Raw genomic sequence first — 15593 nt, 5'->3', positions numbered from 1 at the left:
AGGACAGGGGCACGCGCAGACCGGACTCAGGACCCCACGGTCACCGTGAAGCGCCTCGGGTTGCCGTCGTTGGCGGCGCCCGAGACGTCGGGCTCGCCGTCGGGGCGTACGTCGTCGTACGGGAAGGCGTAGCCGATCGGGCTGTTGGCGTGGACGATGCGCGACCAGTGGTTGGTCACCGCGCCCTGGTAGTAGTCGGCCACCGTGGCGCCGCCCGGCTGGTCGGGGTGGCTGAGCATGATCGAGCGGTTGAAGCCCGCCGCCAGCCGGGCCAGCAGGCCCTTCTTGTCGTCGGAGTCCGCCGGGTTGTTGGTGAACGGCCCGTGGTTGCAGGTGAAGATGTCCTTGGACACGGGCTTGGTGAAGGTGTGGCCGCCGTTGAACGTCAGGGTGTCGCCGCTGACCCGCCCGGTGAAGACGCCGCGTCCGCCCTGGAGGTCGATCCGCAGATCGGTCGAGCGGTACTTCTCCCAGACCTCGTCGATCTGCGCGGTGAACAGGTCGCGGAACGGCATCTGGTCCGGACGGTCGAAGAACGGGGCCATCAGGTTCTGCGGCGAGATGACCCGCAGCACGCTGCCGTCCGAGCCGCGTGTGACCAGCTGGTCCCACGGCTGACCGTCGGCGGCGGCCTGCGCGGTGAGGCCGTCGGCGATCTTCTGTACGGCACCGTCGGGAAGCGGGGCCACCGTGTGGGTGGCGTCGCCCTCCAGTGTCAGCCCGATGGGCAGCGCCGTCACCAGGTCGACGTAGCTGATGTTCGCGTACAGCTGCTGAGGGTTGAACGTGAACTCGCAGAACGACCAGGTACGCCCGTAGTTCGCGTCCGTGGACGTGGCGAAGGCCGGCTCGACCAGGGACGGGCCCGGGTTGAGGTAGAAGTCCAGGGTGTCGTCGCGGACGAAGTAGACCCGGGCCCCGTACATCTGCGGAAGCGTCAGGACGACCGGGGCGCCGCCCGCCGCGTTCAGCGGGATGGCGCAGTCGACCGGCAGCGGGGTCTGCGGGGCGGCGGGGGAGTCGGGGCGGTAGACGCTGCCGTCCGGCCGCAGCAGCACCCAGCGGTCGGTGCCCTGTTCGTGACCGGTGACGTAGGCGTTCACCCGGCCGGGCAGGGACTTGTTCTCCAGGGCCAGTTCGCAGGTCGCGGCGGACGCCGACGCGCTCGGGCTCAGCGCGCTTCCCCAGAGGGGATAGGTGAGCGCGGTGGCGGAGGCGGCGACGCCGCCGGAGAGGAACATTCTGCGCGAAATCATGGGGCGACTCCGGGTGTGTGGGGGGCCGCGGACGGGATGGTCGTGCGGGGAGGTGGAACAGGGGCGTCCGCGGTGCGCACCACTCTCGCGACGGCCGGGACGGGCGTCAAGACTTGCGACTGAGAGCGCTCTCAAAAGAAGGAAGTCTTCACAACTCGACGCAGGTAGCCGGTATTTGGCGCGGCAAGGGTGAACTCGCCGGGTCGTGGTGATCAGGAACTGAACACGGCGGGCGCGATGACCTGCGCACACGGACTTGGACTTACGCGGCACGGTTGTTGGACTGGAGAGGCCCTCGGGGCCGTACGTCGTTGACGGTGTCACGACACGACGACTACGCAGAGCACATGTCGCCAAGATTTACTTCGGTGGGCGCCGCAGCCGCCGCCTCAGCAGCCGTCCTGGCTCTGGTGGGGACCGCCCTGCCCGCCTCAGCCGCCGCCCCCGCCTCAGCCGCGGCCGAATCCGCCGTCCCGGCGGACGCGCCCGTCATCGCATCGGCGCAGCTCGCCGTCGCCGTCGCCGACGACTTCCCGCGCGTCCTCACGTACACCGACCGGGCCACCGGGGCCCAGCTGACCGGCAGCGCCCGGCCGGTCACCGCCGTCACGCTCAACGGCACCGCCCACCCGGTGCAGCTCAAGGGAGCCCCCGCGCTCACCGCGTCGGCCGCCCGCTACACGCTCGTCTTCGCGGATCTGCCCGGTGTCGAGATCGACGCCTCGCTCTCCGTCTCCGGACGCGCCACCACCTTCAAGGTGACCGCCGTCCGCGACACCGAGGCGTTCCGGGTCGGCACGATCGACATCCCCGGCCACGACCTCGTCTCCGTCGCGAGCACCGACACCGGGGCCGCCACCGCCTTCACGAAGCTCGACCCCGACTCGACGAAGACCGCCGACGTCTTCGCGAAGGTCACCGACGCCACCAAGGCCGACGCGGCACCCGTGGGAGGCGCCTACGCGATCGTCAACACCGGAGCGCTCGCCGCCGCCGTCGAGTCCAACTCCTCGTACGACAAGCCCTCCGGCGCCACCGGCGGCGACGACGCCCGCTTCTGGCACCAGGCCCGCAAGGACGACGACGGGTCCACCCGGGTCGGCGTCTGGTCCGGCCAGTGGACCTACCGCGGCGACGGCGCACCGAAGCCGGAGAGCGACGAGAACCTGCCCTGGGCGAAGGTCGTCGTCACACCCGACGCCAACGGCGACAAGACCGTCGACTGGCAGGACGGCGCCGTCGCCTTCCGCTCCATCGGTGTGGTCGCACCCGGCAGCGAGGACACCGCGGACCGGGTGATCACCCACATCCCGTTCAACTTCGCCAGCCAGGCCACCCACCCCTTCCTGCGCACCCTCGACGACGTCAAGCGGATCTCCCTGTCCACGGACGGCCTCGGACAGCTCGCGCTGCTCAAGGGGTACGCCTCCGAGGGCCACGACTCCGCCCACCCCGACTACGGCGGCAACTACAACAAGCGCGCCGGTGGCCTGAAGGACCTCAACGAGCTCCTGAAGGACGGCAAGAAGTGGGGCGCCACCTTCGGCGTCCACGTCAACGCCACCGAGGCGTACCCGGAGGCGAAGGCCTTCGACGAGAACCTCGTCGACAAGTCGAAGCCCGGCTGGAACTGGCTCAACCAGAGCTACTACATCGACCAGCGCCGCGACATCAACAGCGGTGATCTGGCCAAGCGCTTCCAGCAGCTGCGGGACGAGACGAACAGCAACCTCAGCATGCTGTACATCGACGTCTACTACACCCACGGCTGGATCGCCGACAAGACCCTCCAGTCCCTCCAGAAGCAGGGCTGGAACGTCTCCAGCGAATGGGCCGACAAGTTCGAGCGCGGCTCGCTCTGGTCGCACTGGGCCAACGACCTCGACTACGGCGGCGCCACCAACAAGGGTCTCAACTCGCAGATCATCCGGTTCATCCGCAACGGCGAGAAGGACGTCTGGAACAACGACCCGGTGCTCGGCCAGACCGCCATCGACGAGTTCGAGGGCTGGACGGGCGAGACCGACTGGAACGCCTTCTACGACAACATCTGGCAGCGCGACCTGCCCGCGAAGTACCTCCAGCAGCAGAAGATCACCCGCTGGGACGGCAACGACATCACCTTCACCGGCGGGGTGAGCGGCACCGTCGAGGACGGGAAGCGCACCTTCTACGACCACGGCCGCAAGGTGCTCAGCGGCACCGACTACCTGCTCCCGTGGGACGGCGGCAAGAAGCTGTACCACTACAGCCAGTCCGGCGGTACGAGCAGTTGGGCGGTGCCCTCCAAGGGCGCGTACACGGTCTACGAGCTCACCGACAACGGCCGGGTCAAGGCCGGCACGGTCCGTCCCGTCGACGGGAAGATCACGCTGACGGCCGAGGCCGGACAGCCGTACGTCCTCTACCCGGACAAGGCGCCGAAGGCCGCCGACGCCCAGTGGGGCGAGGGCACCCTCGTCGACGACCCGGGCTTCAACGACAACAAGCTGACCGCCTGGTCGAAGACCGGTACCGCCGTCCGCGACACCGACAGCCAGGGCCGCAACAGCGCCGAGCTGTCCGGCACCGGCAAGGCCGCGCTCTCCCAGACCGTCGGCGGCCTGAAGCCCGGTACCCGCTACACCGCGTCCGCCCTCATCGAGGTCCAGCCCGGCAAGACCCGGCACACCACCCTGTCGGCCGGCGGGAAGTCCGTCGCCGTGGACCGCTCCACCGCGAAGGACTACGTCGCCGCTTCCGACTGGCACGGCACGTACTTCCAGCGTGCGAAGGTGAACTTCACCGCCCCGGCCAACGGGCGCACCACCCTGCGCGTCGAGGCCGCCGGCGGCAGCGCGGCGACCGTCCGTATCGACGACGTACGCATCGTCGCCAACGCCCCCGCCACCAAGGCGAACACCGTCGTCCACGAGGACTTCGAGGACGTCGACCAGGGCTGGGGCCCCTTCCTCAAGGGCGACGCGGGCGGCTCCACCGACCCCCGCACCAGCGTCTCCCAGCTGCACGCCCCGTACACCCAGGCCGGCTGGAACGGGAAGCTGATCGACGACGTGCTCGGTGGCAAGGAGTCCCTCAAGGCACACGAGGAGAACACGGGGATCGTCTACCGGACCGCGCCCTGGACCGTGCCGATGACGGACGGCCACCGCTACAAGGTCGAGTACGACTACCAGTCCAGTCACGCCGGCGCCTACGAATGGGTCGACGGCTACGACCGGATCACCGCGGACGGTGAGCCCGACACGGTCGGGACCCGGACCACCGCGATCGGCGCCCAGCACACCACCGGGCACTTCACCGAGACCGTCACGGCGGGCTGCGGCGACACCTGGACCGGGCTGCGCAAGCGTGGCGACGCGCCCGAGGGCGCCGACTTCGTCCTCGACTCCTTCACCGTGACCGACCTGGGCGCGGCCCCCGCCGGTGAGCAGGCCGCCTGCGGCACGCTCAGCCTCGACCCGGCCGCCGAGACCCTGGAGCCGGGCACGGCCAACACCGTGAAGGCGAGCTTCACCAACTACGAGGCCATCGCGGCCACCGAGGTCGCGGTCGGCCTCACCCTCCCCGAGGGCTGGAAGGCCGAGCCCGCCGGAGCCGTCACCTTCGACTCCGTCGCGGCCGGTGCGAAGGTCACCGCGAGCTGGCAGGTCACCCCGCCGGTGGACGCCAAGTACCAGACGTACCCGCTGAGTTCCGAGGCCACCTACACGGTCGGCGGTGCGCGGCGGACGCTCGGCGCGCAGACGTCCGTGCGGACCCTGCCGCCGCCGCCCACCACGGACAGCTGGGCCAGTGACCTGGACTGGACCGCCACCGAGAACGGCTGGGGACCCGTCGAGCGAGACCTCTCCAACGGCGAGACCGGCACCGGCGACGGCACCGCGCTGACCATCGGCGGAACGGTCTACGAGAAGGGCCTCGGCAGCCACGCACCGGCGAAGGTCCGCTACTACCTGGGCGGCAAGTGCACCACCTTCACCGCCGAGGTGGGCGTGGACGACGTGCAGAAGAGCGCCGGAAGCGTGCAGTTCTCCGTGACCGCCGACGGCAGCGAGAAGGTGAAGTCGCCGGTCCTCAAGGCCGCCGACGCCGCCTGGTCGCTGACGGCGGACGTCACCGGCGCGAAGTACGTCGAGCTGATCGCCGGTGACGGCGGCGACGGCAACGGCAACGACCACGCCGACTGGGGCAGCGCCCGCTTCCACTGCGGAAGCTGAACGGCTCCATGAGGGGGAGGGGCGGGGCCGTCACTGGCCCGCTCCTTCCCCGTCGGGGCGGACCGTGATCGTCCGCCCTCTTCCCCGTCGGGGCGGACCGTGATCGTCCGCCCTCTTCCCCGTCGTAGTAAGCGCGTGCTAGACCGACCACCAACCGGTCTGAACCACTTGCCCACCGGAGGTAGTTCCGTGTCACTCCTGCCCGTCTGGTCCCGCCGCACCTTCCTCGCCACCGGCAGCGCCACCGCACTCGGTCTGGCGCTCGCCCCGACGGCCCGCGCGGCGCAGGACGAGTTCGAGACGCTCCGGCTGCGCTGGAACGACCTCTCGCTCGGCACCGGCTACGACCCCGCCACCGAGCCCTACGCCTCCAAGCTGGCGGAGACCGGCGCACTCGCCGCGGAGTTCCGGTCCTCGATGGCCCCCGCCGCCGACTCCCTCTGGGCCGGGCACACCTTCGACCCGCCGTCCGGCATCACCTGGAGCTACAGCCGGCTCTGGACGATGACCCAGGCGTACGCCCAGCAGGGCACCGGCCACACCGGCGACGAGGGCCTCCTCGCCGACATCCTCCGCGGCCTCGACCACCTCTCCACGACGGTCTACAACCCGTCCACGGCCCGGTACGGGAACTGGTGGGAGTGGCAGATCGGCAGCCCCCGCCTGCTCATGGACATCGTCGCCGTCCTCCGTCCCCACCTCGGCGAGGAGCGCGTCGAGGCCGCCTGTGCCGCCGTCGACCACTTCATCCCCGACTCGATGCTCACCGACTACAGCGGCACCTCGACCGGCGCCAACCGCGTCGACCTGTGCCGCTCCGTCGCCCTGCGCGGCATACTCGGCCGGGACGCCGCGAAGACCGCGCTCGCGCGCGACGCCCTGTCGCCCGTCTTCCCGTACGTGACGAAGGGCGACGGGCTCTACGCCGACGGCTCGTTCGTCCAGCACACCTGGGTCGCCTACTCGGGCACGTACGGCCAGGTCATGCTCGACGGTCTCGGCCGGCTCTTCGCCCTGCTGGCGGGGTCCACCTGGGCGGTCACCGACCCCAACCGGCAGATCATCCTCGACAGCGTCGAGCACGCCTACGCCCCGCTCATCCACGACGGTCTGATGATGGACAGCGTCAACGGCCGTGCCATCAGCCGGGGTCTCCTCAAGAGCGACGAGCTCCGCATCATGCGCAGCGACCACTTCCACGGACAGGGGCTGATCGCCGCCGTCGCGCTACTCGCGGGCGGCGCCTCCGCCGCCGAACGCGACCGGTGGAACGGCATGGTCAAGGGCTGGATCGAACGGGACACCGTCAGCCCGATCCTCGCCGCCCCGCAGTTCGGCGTCGCCGACCTGTCCAGGCTTCAGGCGGCGGCCGACGCCCCCGTCCCCGCCGCACCCGAACCCGTCGGGCACACCCTGTTCGCCGCGATGGACCGGGCGGTGCACCGCCGTCCCGGCTGGGTCGCCAACCTCTCCATGGCCTCGGAGCGGATCAGCGCGTACGAGTGCGGCAACGGCGAGAACCCGCGCGGCTGGCACACCGGGGCCGGAATGCTCTACTGGTGGGCCGGACAGGCGGGCGGCGGCCAGTACACCGACTGGTTCTGGCCCACCGTCGACTGGTACCGGCTGCCCGGCACCACCGTCTCCACCCAACGCCTCGCCGACCGGGCCGGCGGTGAATGGGGCGAACCCCGCCCGGCCGTCCAGTGGGTCGGCGGCGCCCACGACGGCGAGTTCGCCGCGGTCGGACAGCATGTGAAGGGCCTCGGCTCCACCCTGGAAGCCCGCAAGTCCTGGTTCTGCGCGGCGGACGCGGTCATCTGTCTCGGCGCCGGCATCACCGCAGCCGACGGGGTCCCCGTCGAGACGGTCGTGGACAACCGCAACCTGGGCCCGGACGGCGGGCAGACCCTCACCGTCGACGAGCGCGCACGCCCCCGCTGGGCCCATCTGGAGGGCCACGGCGGCTGGGTGCTGCCCGGCGGCGCCGCTCTGCGGACCCTGCGCGAGGCCAGGACCGGTGCCTGGTCCGACATCAACACCACCAGCTCCACCGAGCAGCAGACCCGCCACTGGCAGACCCTCTGGCTCGACCACGGGAGCGACCCCGTCGACGCCACGTACCAATACCTCCTGATGCCCGGCGCCTCCCGGCGTACCGTCGCCGCCCGCGCCGCCGACCGGCACTGGCTGACCGTGCTCGCCAACACGGCCGCCGTGCAGGGCGTCGCCGTGCGCTCGCTCGGGCTGACCGCCGCCAACTTCTGGCAGCCGGGTACCGCCGGACGGCTCTCCTCGACCGGGCCTGCCAGTGTCCTCGTACGCGAGGGCCGGAGCAGCACGGCCGTCCGCGTCAGCGGACCCGACCGGAGCGGCGCCCCGTTCGACGTGGTCTGGGACCGGCCGGTGCGCGAGGTCGTGTCGGCGGACCCGGGCATCGAGGTCCGCGCCACCGGGCGCCGCCTCGTGCTCCGCGTCGACCCGGGAACGGCCGGTGCCACTCTGCGGTGTGACGTCCGGTAGCCCGTTGGACGGACTGTGCGCGCAGTCTGGGAACCATGCGTGGTGCACGCGTACTCTCGGTAGCTATGGGGGAGTTGAGAGCGGACTGGCGGCTCCGGCTACGCCGCGGCGGAGCGGACGGACCGGTGTGCGGGGCCGGAGTGCTCCTCACCCAGGACCGGATGCTGACCTGCGCCCACGTCGTCGGTGAAGCGGACGCCCGGATGTGGGTGGAGTTCGCCGAGAGCCCCGGCATCCCGCCGGTCGGCGCCCGGGTCGCCCCGGACGGCTGGCTGCCCGGCCTCGGCGGGGCCGCCGGCGAGGACATCGCCGTGCTCGCCCTGGACAGCCCGCGCCCGCAGGCGGCGCCCGCACCGCTGGCCCGCCGGCTGGAGCGCGGCCGGGAGGTGTGGATCGGCGGCTACGCCCAGGCCTTCGACGACGGGATGTGGCTCAGCGGCCGGATCAGCGGGTTGCACGGGGACTGGGTGCAGCTCGCCGCCGGGACCGGCGCCGAGCAGGTGCGCCCCGGGTTCAGCGGCGCGGCCGTCCAGACCCGCGGCGAGCGGCCGGGGACGGAGGAGGTCGTCGGTCTCGTAGTCGGCTACCGGCCCGGTACGGACCCGGCGCCGCCCACCGGGCACGGCCTGGCGATCTCGTACATGATCCCCGTCGACCGCATCGCCGCCCTCGTGCCGCTCGTCGCCGAGCTCAGCGGGCCGGACGGCTGGGACCGCGGGCTGGAGCGGCGGCTGCGGCACTGGTTCGCGGGTGGCGAGGAGCCGGCGGTGCGGTTCGGGGTCGTCGCGCGCGGAACCGGCCGCGACCGCGCCCTCCAGCACCAGCTCCACCGGGCCCACCTCGTCTGCCGGGGCGGCGCCACCCGGCGCGAGGAACTCGTCGAGACCCTGGTCGCGCAGCTGCGACCGCCCCGCCACCAGCGCAACGCCTACCGCGACTGGCTGATGGAGGGCGGCAGGGCCCCGGACCGCTCGGACGGCGGCCTGCCCGCCGGATCGGGGCCCGTGCTCGCCGTGATCGGGCTGGACGAGGACCCCGACCCGGTCGCGCTCGTGTCGCTCCTCGCACGCGTCAGGACGCTCGGATTCCGGCTGCTCGTCGTCTTCCGCCGCGCCGACGGTGCCGGACTGACCGAGGTGGCGGAGCAGTTGCTGCTGCCCGCCCTGGAGGAGCGGGCCGAAGTGCTGGTGCGCCGGGTCGAGCACATCGAGCGGGAGTGGGCCGCGCTGCGGGGCATGGTGGAATCGGCCTCCCTGGTACCGCGCCCCGCGGTCGACGCGGCGACCCGCCGCCACCGGCTGCGGGAACTGGGCATGCTGGCCGATCCGCAGGACCGGCTGACGGAACTGAAGCAGTTGTTGAGGGAGTTACGCGACGACCTCGACCGGTCGAACGGAGCCGGGCAGCCGGATCATCCCGCGCCGCCCGGTCTGCCGGGCCAGCGGCCCGGACGCGGACCGGCGGAGCGCCGATGAGGATTCCGTGCCCGCACCGCCGCTTCACCGGCGCACCCTGCGGCGGAGCGGTCCGGTCGACCGGCTACTGCGACACCTGCGGCCGCGAGGAGAGCGCCCCCGGACTGCCGCCGCTGCCCACCGCCCCCGAGCGGCACGGCCCCGCCGGACTGCTCGAACTCCCGCTGCTGGACCCCGGCAGCCCCACCGAGCGCCTCGCCGCCGCCGAGCAGCCGGTCCGCATCGTGATGACGTGCTCGGCCGAGGCGTGCCGCACCTCGCTCGTTCCGCCGCACACGGCGGCCCCGCCACCGGACGAGGGGTACTGCCCGCAGTGCGGCGCCCCGTACTCCTACCGCCCCGAGCTGACGAAGGACGGGCCACCGCTCCAGGACCAGTACCGCATCCGCGGCCCCATCGCCCACGGCGGCCAGGGCTGGGTCTATCTGGCGGAGGACACCCACCTGGAGGACTTCGTCGCGGTCAAGGGCCTGCTCAACCGGTACGCGGAACGCGGCGCCGCCCAAGCCGGCGAGGAGCGCCGCAGCCTGGTCGCCATCCGGCACGAACGCATCGTCCAGATCCGCGACTTCGTCAGCACCCGCAACGCGGACGGCACCGTGTCGGGCGGCTACATCGTGATGGAGGACGTCGGCGACCGGACCCTGACGGCCGTCATCGAGTCGACCCGTCAGGGCGCCTTCGTCCTCGACATCGAGCACGTCATCACCTATGGCTGCCAGATCCTGGAGGCCCTCGCCCATCTGCACGGCATGGGCTTCCTGTACGGGGACATGAAACCGTCCAACGTCATCCACCACCTGGACGGGATCAAGGTCATCGACCTCGGCGGCGTCCGCAAGGCGGGGGCCGTCGACCCGCCGCCCGTCATCACCCCGTGGTTCGCCGCCCCCGAGACGGACGGCACGGGCCCCCTCACCGTCGCCCACGACGTGCACACGGTCGGGGTCACCCTGGCCGAACTGGCCGGCTGGGCCGTCGGCGACGACGTGCCGGGGCTCGGCATCAGCTCGTTCCGCCTGGTCGTGGAACGGGCCACGGCCCATGACCCCGAGCGCAGGTTCGGCTCCGCCGAGGACATGGCGGGCCAGCTGCGCGGAGTGCTGCGTGAGATCCGCGCGCTGCGCGGCAAGCGCGATCAGCCCGAACCCTCCGCCTACTTCACCCCGTCCACCGAACTGCTCGGTTCGCGCCTGGGCTCGGTACCCGACTACGCGCACTGGCTGCGCCGCCCGCTGTACGGCCGCCGGGAGACCCCTCGGGCGCCCGTGCTGGACTCCGGGCTGCCCACCCCGACCGAGATCGCCCGCAGGCTGCCCGTGCCCCGGCCCTATCCGCGGGACCCGCAGGCCGCCCGGTTCGGGGTCAGCAGCTACGACCCGGGACAGCCGCTGACCCAGCCGGACCGCGGGGAGCGGTCGGTCGAGATCTGCCTGCACAACGCCCGGCTGCTGCTCGGCCAGGACGGCGACGAGGCCCTGGCGGCGGCCCGGGAGCAGGTCCAGGCAGCCGCCGCGATACCGGGCCCGGGGCCCGTCCGGCAGTGGCGGCTCAGCTGGCACTGGGGCCTCGTCGCGCTGCGCAGCGCCGATGTACTGGACGACCGGCAGCCCATGCTCGAAGCGGCCCTGGAGCACTTCTCCGCCGTGCACCGGGCCCTGCCGGGCGAGTACGCGGCCAAGCTGGCGCTGGCGTACAGCGCGGAACAGCTCGGCGACGGCCGGCCGGCCGGGGCGGGCCCCTCGGCGTACGAACTCTTCCGGGCCGTGCACGCCCGCAATCCCTCGCACGTCGGCGCGGCCCTGGGCCTGGCCAGGCTCGCTCTGGCGCGCGGCGACCGGACCGCGGCGACCGAGGTCCTGGACCTGGTGCCGGACGAGTCGCGGGACCACACCGTCGCCCGGATCGCCGCGCTCCGCATCAGGGCGGCCCGGCTCGCGACCGGGGACCGGCCGCTGCCCGGGGAGGCGGAGATCGACGCCTGTCTGGCCGCTCTCGCGCCGGAGCCGGGCACGCCGTCCCCGGTGGTCACGGGCGACGAGGCGGCCTGGCTGCTGCGCACCGAGCTGTACGAGTGGAAGCTCGACGCCGTCCGCGCCGCGGGCCGGGACCTCCATCCCCGGGGCGGCCTGCTGCGGATCGGGCTGCCACCTCCGGCCGTTCGCGGGGAGCGGGAGGTACGGGCGGAGCTGGAGCAGTGCTACCGCTGGCTGGCCCGGCAGCGGCAGGGACCGGCCGAATACGAGCGGCTGATCGACCTCTCCCACGCGGTCCGCCCGCAGACCCGCTTCTGACGGCCGTCACCGAGGGGCCCCGGCCCGACCGCAGGACCTACACCCCGTCCCGTACCCCTGGAGGCAGTCCATGGGCGCCATCGCCCCCTCGTCCGGGCTGGAGTTCAAGGTCTCCCTGGACGTCCGGCGCGACCAGCAGCCGCACCACGACACCCGGATCGAAGCCCATCTGCGGGTCAAGGCCGCCGGCACCGGCCCCCACGACGAGGTGCCCGCCGTCGAACTCGCCGTCGTCATCGCGCTGGACGTCGCCGCCGGGCGCCGGGAGTCCGCGGCGGCCGCCCTCGCCGCCACGCTGCGCGCCCTGCCCGACGGGGTCTCCTTCGCCGTCCTGGGCGGCGCCGACGAGAGCGGGGAGCCGTCCCGCTGCTACCCGCTGCGCGGCCGGTGGGCGCTGGCCGACACGATGGAGAAGCGCCGCGCCGCGTTCAGCGCGGGCCGGATCGTCCCGGCGGCGGACGACCGGCCGCCGCCCGGCTACCCCGCCTGGCTCACCGCCGCCCGCGCACTGTTCGCCGAACGCCCGCTGCCACTGCGGCACCTGCTGCTGATCACCGACGGCAGCGGCCGGGACCCGGCGGACGAGGCAGGGCCCGACGGGGACGGGGGCGCGCTCGGGGACGAACTCGCCACCTGCGACGGCGTGTTCACCGCGGACGTGCTGGCGGTCGGCGGCGACTGGGACCCCGCGCCGCTGCTCGCCGTCGTCGAGCGCCTGCACGGCACCGCCGAGCACGCCCCCGACCGGTTCGGCCCCGCGGTCACCGGGGCGCTGCGACGGCTGCGCCGGGTCCGCAGCCCCGAACTGCCCGTCGTGGTGACCGCGCGTCCCGCGGTGCGCGCGGTCGAACTGACCGAGACGGCCCCCCGCCAGCAACGGCTCACACCCGCCACGGGGCAGGGGGAGCCGTACCGGGTCCGCTTCCCCACCCACCAGTGGGAGCCCGGCACCCGCGACTACCTCCTCACCGTGCACGCCGACGCGAGCACCGACCCGCTCGGCGTGCTGCTGCAACTGGCCACCGTCTCCGTCGGGGACGCCACCGCCCCGCTGCTGGTCCGCTGGCTGCCGCCCGGAGTCGCCGTGGGCGCGGGGGCCACCGGAGGCGGGGGCGGCACGCTCCAGGCGATGAACGCCGCCACCCAGATGCGGACCGCCCTCAACCGCGGATACGCCGCACTCGACCCGATGAGCCGCGACGAGGCCGAGCAGCAGTTCGGCCTCGCGGTCCGGCTCGCCACCGAGATCGGCGCCGCCTGGGTGCTCCAGGACGTGCGCGAGGTGGCCGACATCCTCGACGGCCCGCGCGGACTGGTCCGGGTCGGCCCGACCGTCGACCGCGGGACCGTACGCCGGGGACAGCTGCACGTCGCCTCGGGCCACGGGCTGGAACTGCCGGGCCACACCACGGGGAAGCCGGTGAAGTGCCCGCACTGCCGCCATCTCGCCGGGCCCCGCGCCCGGTTCTGCATCGCCTGCGGAAGGAGTCTGTGATGCCCTCGCCGACCCGGTGGACGCACGCCTTCCGGCCCCGCCGCCGCACCCGCTCACGCACCAGGCGGCTGCTGGAACGGCACCTCGTCGTCATGGTGGTGACCGCGCTCGTCTCGATGACCGCCCTGCTCGTCTCGTATCGCGAGGTGCAGAACGCCGCGGGCGAGATGCGCACCGGCGGGGCACCCGCCGTCCAGGGTGCCGCCGCCACCCAGCTCGCCCTGCTGCGCGCCCACCAGGAGGCGAACAACTCGCTCGAGAACGGGATCGACGAGGTGGTCGGCGCCGGAGCGCGGTACGAGAACCAGCTGGCGGCCGCCGACCAGGGCCTGTCCCGGCTCTCCGACGTACAGATCGACGGGGAACGCGGCCGCGGCGTCCTCAAGACGGTCAAGGGCCTGCTGACCTCGTACAGCAGCTCCATCACGCCCGGCGCCGTCAAGTACGTGCACGACGAGCTGATGCAGAGGGAGAAGTTCACGGAGGCCAGAACCATCCTCGACCGGCCGGGCACCGGGGTCGTGCCGCGCCTGGACGTCCTCCAGGAGCACCAGATGCGGCGCGTGGACCGGGTCAGTTCGCTGGGCTCCCTTCAGCAGACCGGCTGGGCGGTCGCCGAAATCGGCCTGCTGGTCCTCGCCCTGACCTGCCTCAGCGCCCTGTGGGTGCTGCGCACCCGCTGCGGCCGCAGCCAGGACCCCTGGCTACTGGCGGCGCTGCTCGTGACCGTCGCGCTCGCCGTCGTCCCGCTGTGGGCCACCGCCCACACCCAGGAACGGCTGGACACCGCCCGCCACCGGCTGGTCGCCATCGAGCGACGGGCCCACGACCACGCGGACCTGGTCGCCTCCCAGACGTACGTCACCGACTACTCCACCGCCCTGCGCGGCCGGCTGGCCGCCCGGAGCTGGCAGAGCTGGACGTACTACGGGGCTCTGGGCGGCGGCGCCCTGATCGTCCTGCTGCCCGTCATCGGTATCGTCCGGCGCCTGAACGCCGACTACTGGAGGGCCGGATGATCCCGTACCCCCGCGCGCTCCTGCTCGTCCTGGCCCTGTTCATGACCGCGGCCGGTTGCGGACTCGCCGCCCCCGGCGGCAGCGACGAGGAACCGAAGGTGACGATCCTCGGCCCGTGGACCGACGATCAGGAGCAGCGGTTCAAGGACGTCCTGGACGGGTTCGGGATCCCGTACACCTACCAGGGCACCGCCGCGACCCGCGAGGTACTGCTCGCCGAGGTCCAGGCCGGCGACCCGCCCGACATCGCGATCCTGCCGGGGGTCGGCGAGCTCGTCGAGTACGCGGACGAGGGCCGGCTGCGCTCCCTGAAGGGGCTGTACGACCCCGAGGAGTACGGCAACCCGTGGCGGCCCGGTGCCCAGGGCGTCGACGGCGATCTGTGGGTACCGCTCAAGGCCGACCTCAAGTCCATCGTCTGGTACCGCGACGGCACGGCCCCGGGCGGCAGCCCCGCACCGCTGGCTTCCTGGTGCATCGGCATGGGCGACGACGGCGCGTCCGGCTGGCCCGGCAGCGACTGGATCGAGGACCTCATCCTCCAGCGCGCGGGGCCGGTCCTGTACGCGCGCTGGGCGACCGGGGCCCTGGACTGGACCGACGACCGCGTGGTCGCCGCCTGGACCACCTGGGCCGGGATGCTCGCCCAGGACCCGGACCGGGCGGGCGACATGCTGCTGGCCGACCACCGCGGAGCGGCCGGGAGTCACGGACTCCTCTTCGGCGGCGGCTGCGACCTGGAGCACCAGGGCTCCTTCGCCCGAGCCTTTTACGGCGACGACAAGGACCGGGCCGCCTTCGGGGACTCGGCGCCGCTGCTGCCCGGCGGCCCCTATACGGTGAAGGCCCACGAGGTGTCCGCCGACTTCGCGGCGCTCTTCGGCCGGAGTGGCCAGGCCCGCGAGATGATCCGGCGGCTCGCCTCCCGGGACGCCCAGGAGGAGTGGGGCCGCACGGGCGGGGTGTTCTCGGCCAATGCCGCGGTCCGGCCCAAGACGGGTACGGTCGACCAGCAGGTGAGCCGGCGCTTCACGGACCAGCGGGTGCCGCTCTGCCTGGACGCGTCGGACGTGATGCCGGCGGCGGTGCGGGACGCGTTCTACGAGGCCGTGCTGCTCACGATGGCGCACCCCGCGGAACCGGTACGGTCGAGGCTGGCGGACATCCAGAAGGTCCAGGACGCCCAGCCATCGGACACCCGCCGGCTGACCGGGGTGTGCGGCAGACCACAGTGAACCTTTGTGGAACATCCACAAACGAAGACGGGTACGGGCTGGTACTTCGCCTGCATGGCCCAAGGCTTCTGTCAGG

8 protein-coding genes are annotated in these 15593 nt (G+C 72.8%); 7 read left to right on the top strand and 1 reads right to left on the bottom strand.

The features are described from left to right. Positions 1 to 26 precede the first annotated feature (26 nt). The gene (locus OG959_RS08940) at positions 27 to 1256 is read right to left on the bottom strand and encodes a glycoside hydrolase family 64 protein (RefSeq protein WP_326657667.1); all 1230 of its coding nucleotides are present in this window, start codon (positions 1254 to 1256) and stop codon (positions 27 to 29) included. Between the two features lie 347 nt (positions 1257 to 1603). Between OG959_RS08940 and OG959_RS08935 the strand changes: the two genes are divergently transcribed. The 7 genes from OG959_RS08935 (at position 1604) to OG959_RS08905 (ending at position 15517) form a co-directional block, all read left to right on the top strand. Continuing rightward, positions 1604 to 5476 carry an endo-alpha-N-acetylgalactosaminidase family protein gene (locus OG959_RS08935; RefSeq protein ID WP_326657666.1) on the top strand — a complete coding sequence of 1291 codons (3873 nt, stop codon included), beginning with the start codon at positions 1604 to 1606 and terminating at the stop codon, positions 5474 to 5476. 198 nt (positions 5477 to 5674) lie between these two features. Further along, positions 5675 to 7999, top strand: coding sequence for a polysaccharide lyase 8 family protein (locus OG959_RS08930; protein ID WP_442805732.1), 2325 nt, complete (start codon positions 5675 to 5677; stop codon positions 7997 to 7999). A gap of 65 nt (positions 8000 to 8064) precedes the next feature. Beyond that, positions 8065 to 9474, top strand: a complete 1410-nt coding sequence (locus tag OG959_RS08925) for a serine protease (RefSeq protein WP_326657665.1) — start codon at positions 8065 to 8067, stop codon at positions 9472 to 9474. Then, complete coding sequence (locus OG959_RS08920; RefSeq protein ID WP_326657664.1) at positions 9471 to 11768, top strand: serine/threonine protein kinase; 2298 nt, start codon at positions 9471 to 9473, stop codon at positions 11766 to 11768. Before OG959_RS08925 ends, OG959_RS08920 begins: the two co-directional genes overlap by 4 nt. Before the next feature lie 70 nt (positions 11769 to 11838). After that, positions 11839 to 13263, top strand: a complete 1425-nt coding sequence (locus OG959_RS08915) for a zinc ribbon domain-containing protein (RefSeq protein WP_326657663.1) — start codon at positions 11839 to 11841, stop codon at positions 13261 to 13263. Continuing rightward, complete coding sequence (locus tag OG959_RS08910; protein WP_326657662.1) at positions 13263 to 14282, top strand: hypothetical protein; 1020 nt, start codon at positions 13263 to 13265, stop codon at positions 14280 to 14282. Before OG959_RS08915 ends, OG959_RS08910 begins: the two co-directional genes overlap by 1 nt. Next, positions 14279 to 15517 (top strand): ABC transporter substrate-binding protein, encoded by a 1239-nt coding sequence (locus tag OG959_RS08905; protein WP_326657661.1) that lies wholly within the window; start codon positions 14279 to 14281, stop codon positions 15515 to 15517. The genes OG959_RS08910 and OG959_RS08905 overlap by 4 nt, the downstream gene beginning before the upstream one ends. Positions 15518 to 15593: the final 76 nt, after the last annotated feature.

It is taken from the genome of Streptomyces sp. NBC_00385 (genome assembly GCF_035917155.1).
Classification (GTDB): domain Bacteria; phylum Actinomycetota; class Actinomycetes; order Streptomycetales; family Streptomycetaceae; genus Streptomyces; species Streptomyces poriferorum.
This window is presented reverse-complemented; position numbering and strand designations above follow the sequence as displayed.

Excerpts from the sequence above, each read along its gene's own strand:
- OG959_RS08915 (WP_326657663.1), top strand. The coding sequence starts at position 11,839 with ATGGGCGCCATCGCCCCCTCGTCCGGGCTGGAGTTCAAGGTCTCCCTG.
- OG959_RS08910 (WP_326657662.1), top strand. The coding sequence starts at position 13,263 with ATGCCCTCGCCGACCCGGTGGACGCACGCCTTCCGGCCCCGCCGCCGC.
- OG959_RS08940 (WP_326657667.1), bottom strand. The coding sequence starts at position 1,256 with ATGATTTCGCGCAGAATGTTCCTCTCCGGCGGCGTCGCCGCCTCCGCC.
- OG959_RS08925 (WP_326657665.1), top strand. The coding sequence starts at position 8,065 with ATGGGGGAGTTGAGAGCGGACTGGCGGCTCCGGCTACGCCGCGGCGGA.
- OG959_RS08905 (WP_326657661.1), top strand. The coding sequence starts at position 14,279 with ATGATCCCGTACCCCCGCGCGCTCCTGCTCGTCCTGGCCCTGTTCATG.
- OG959_RS08920 (WP_326657664.1), top strand. The coding sequence starts at position 9,471 with ATGAGGATTCCGTGCCCGCACCGCCGCTTCACCGGCGCACCCTGCGGC.
- OG959_RS08935 (WP_326657666.1), top strand. The coding sequence starts at position 1,604 with ATGTCGCCAAGATTTACTTCGGTGGGCGCCGCAGCCGCCGCCTCAGCA.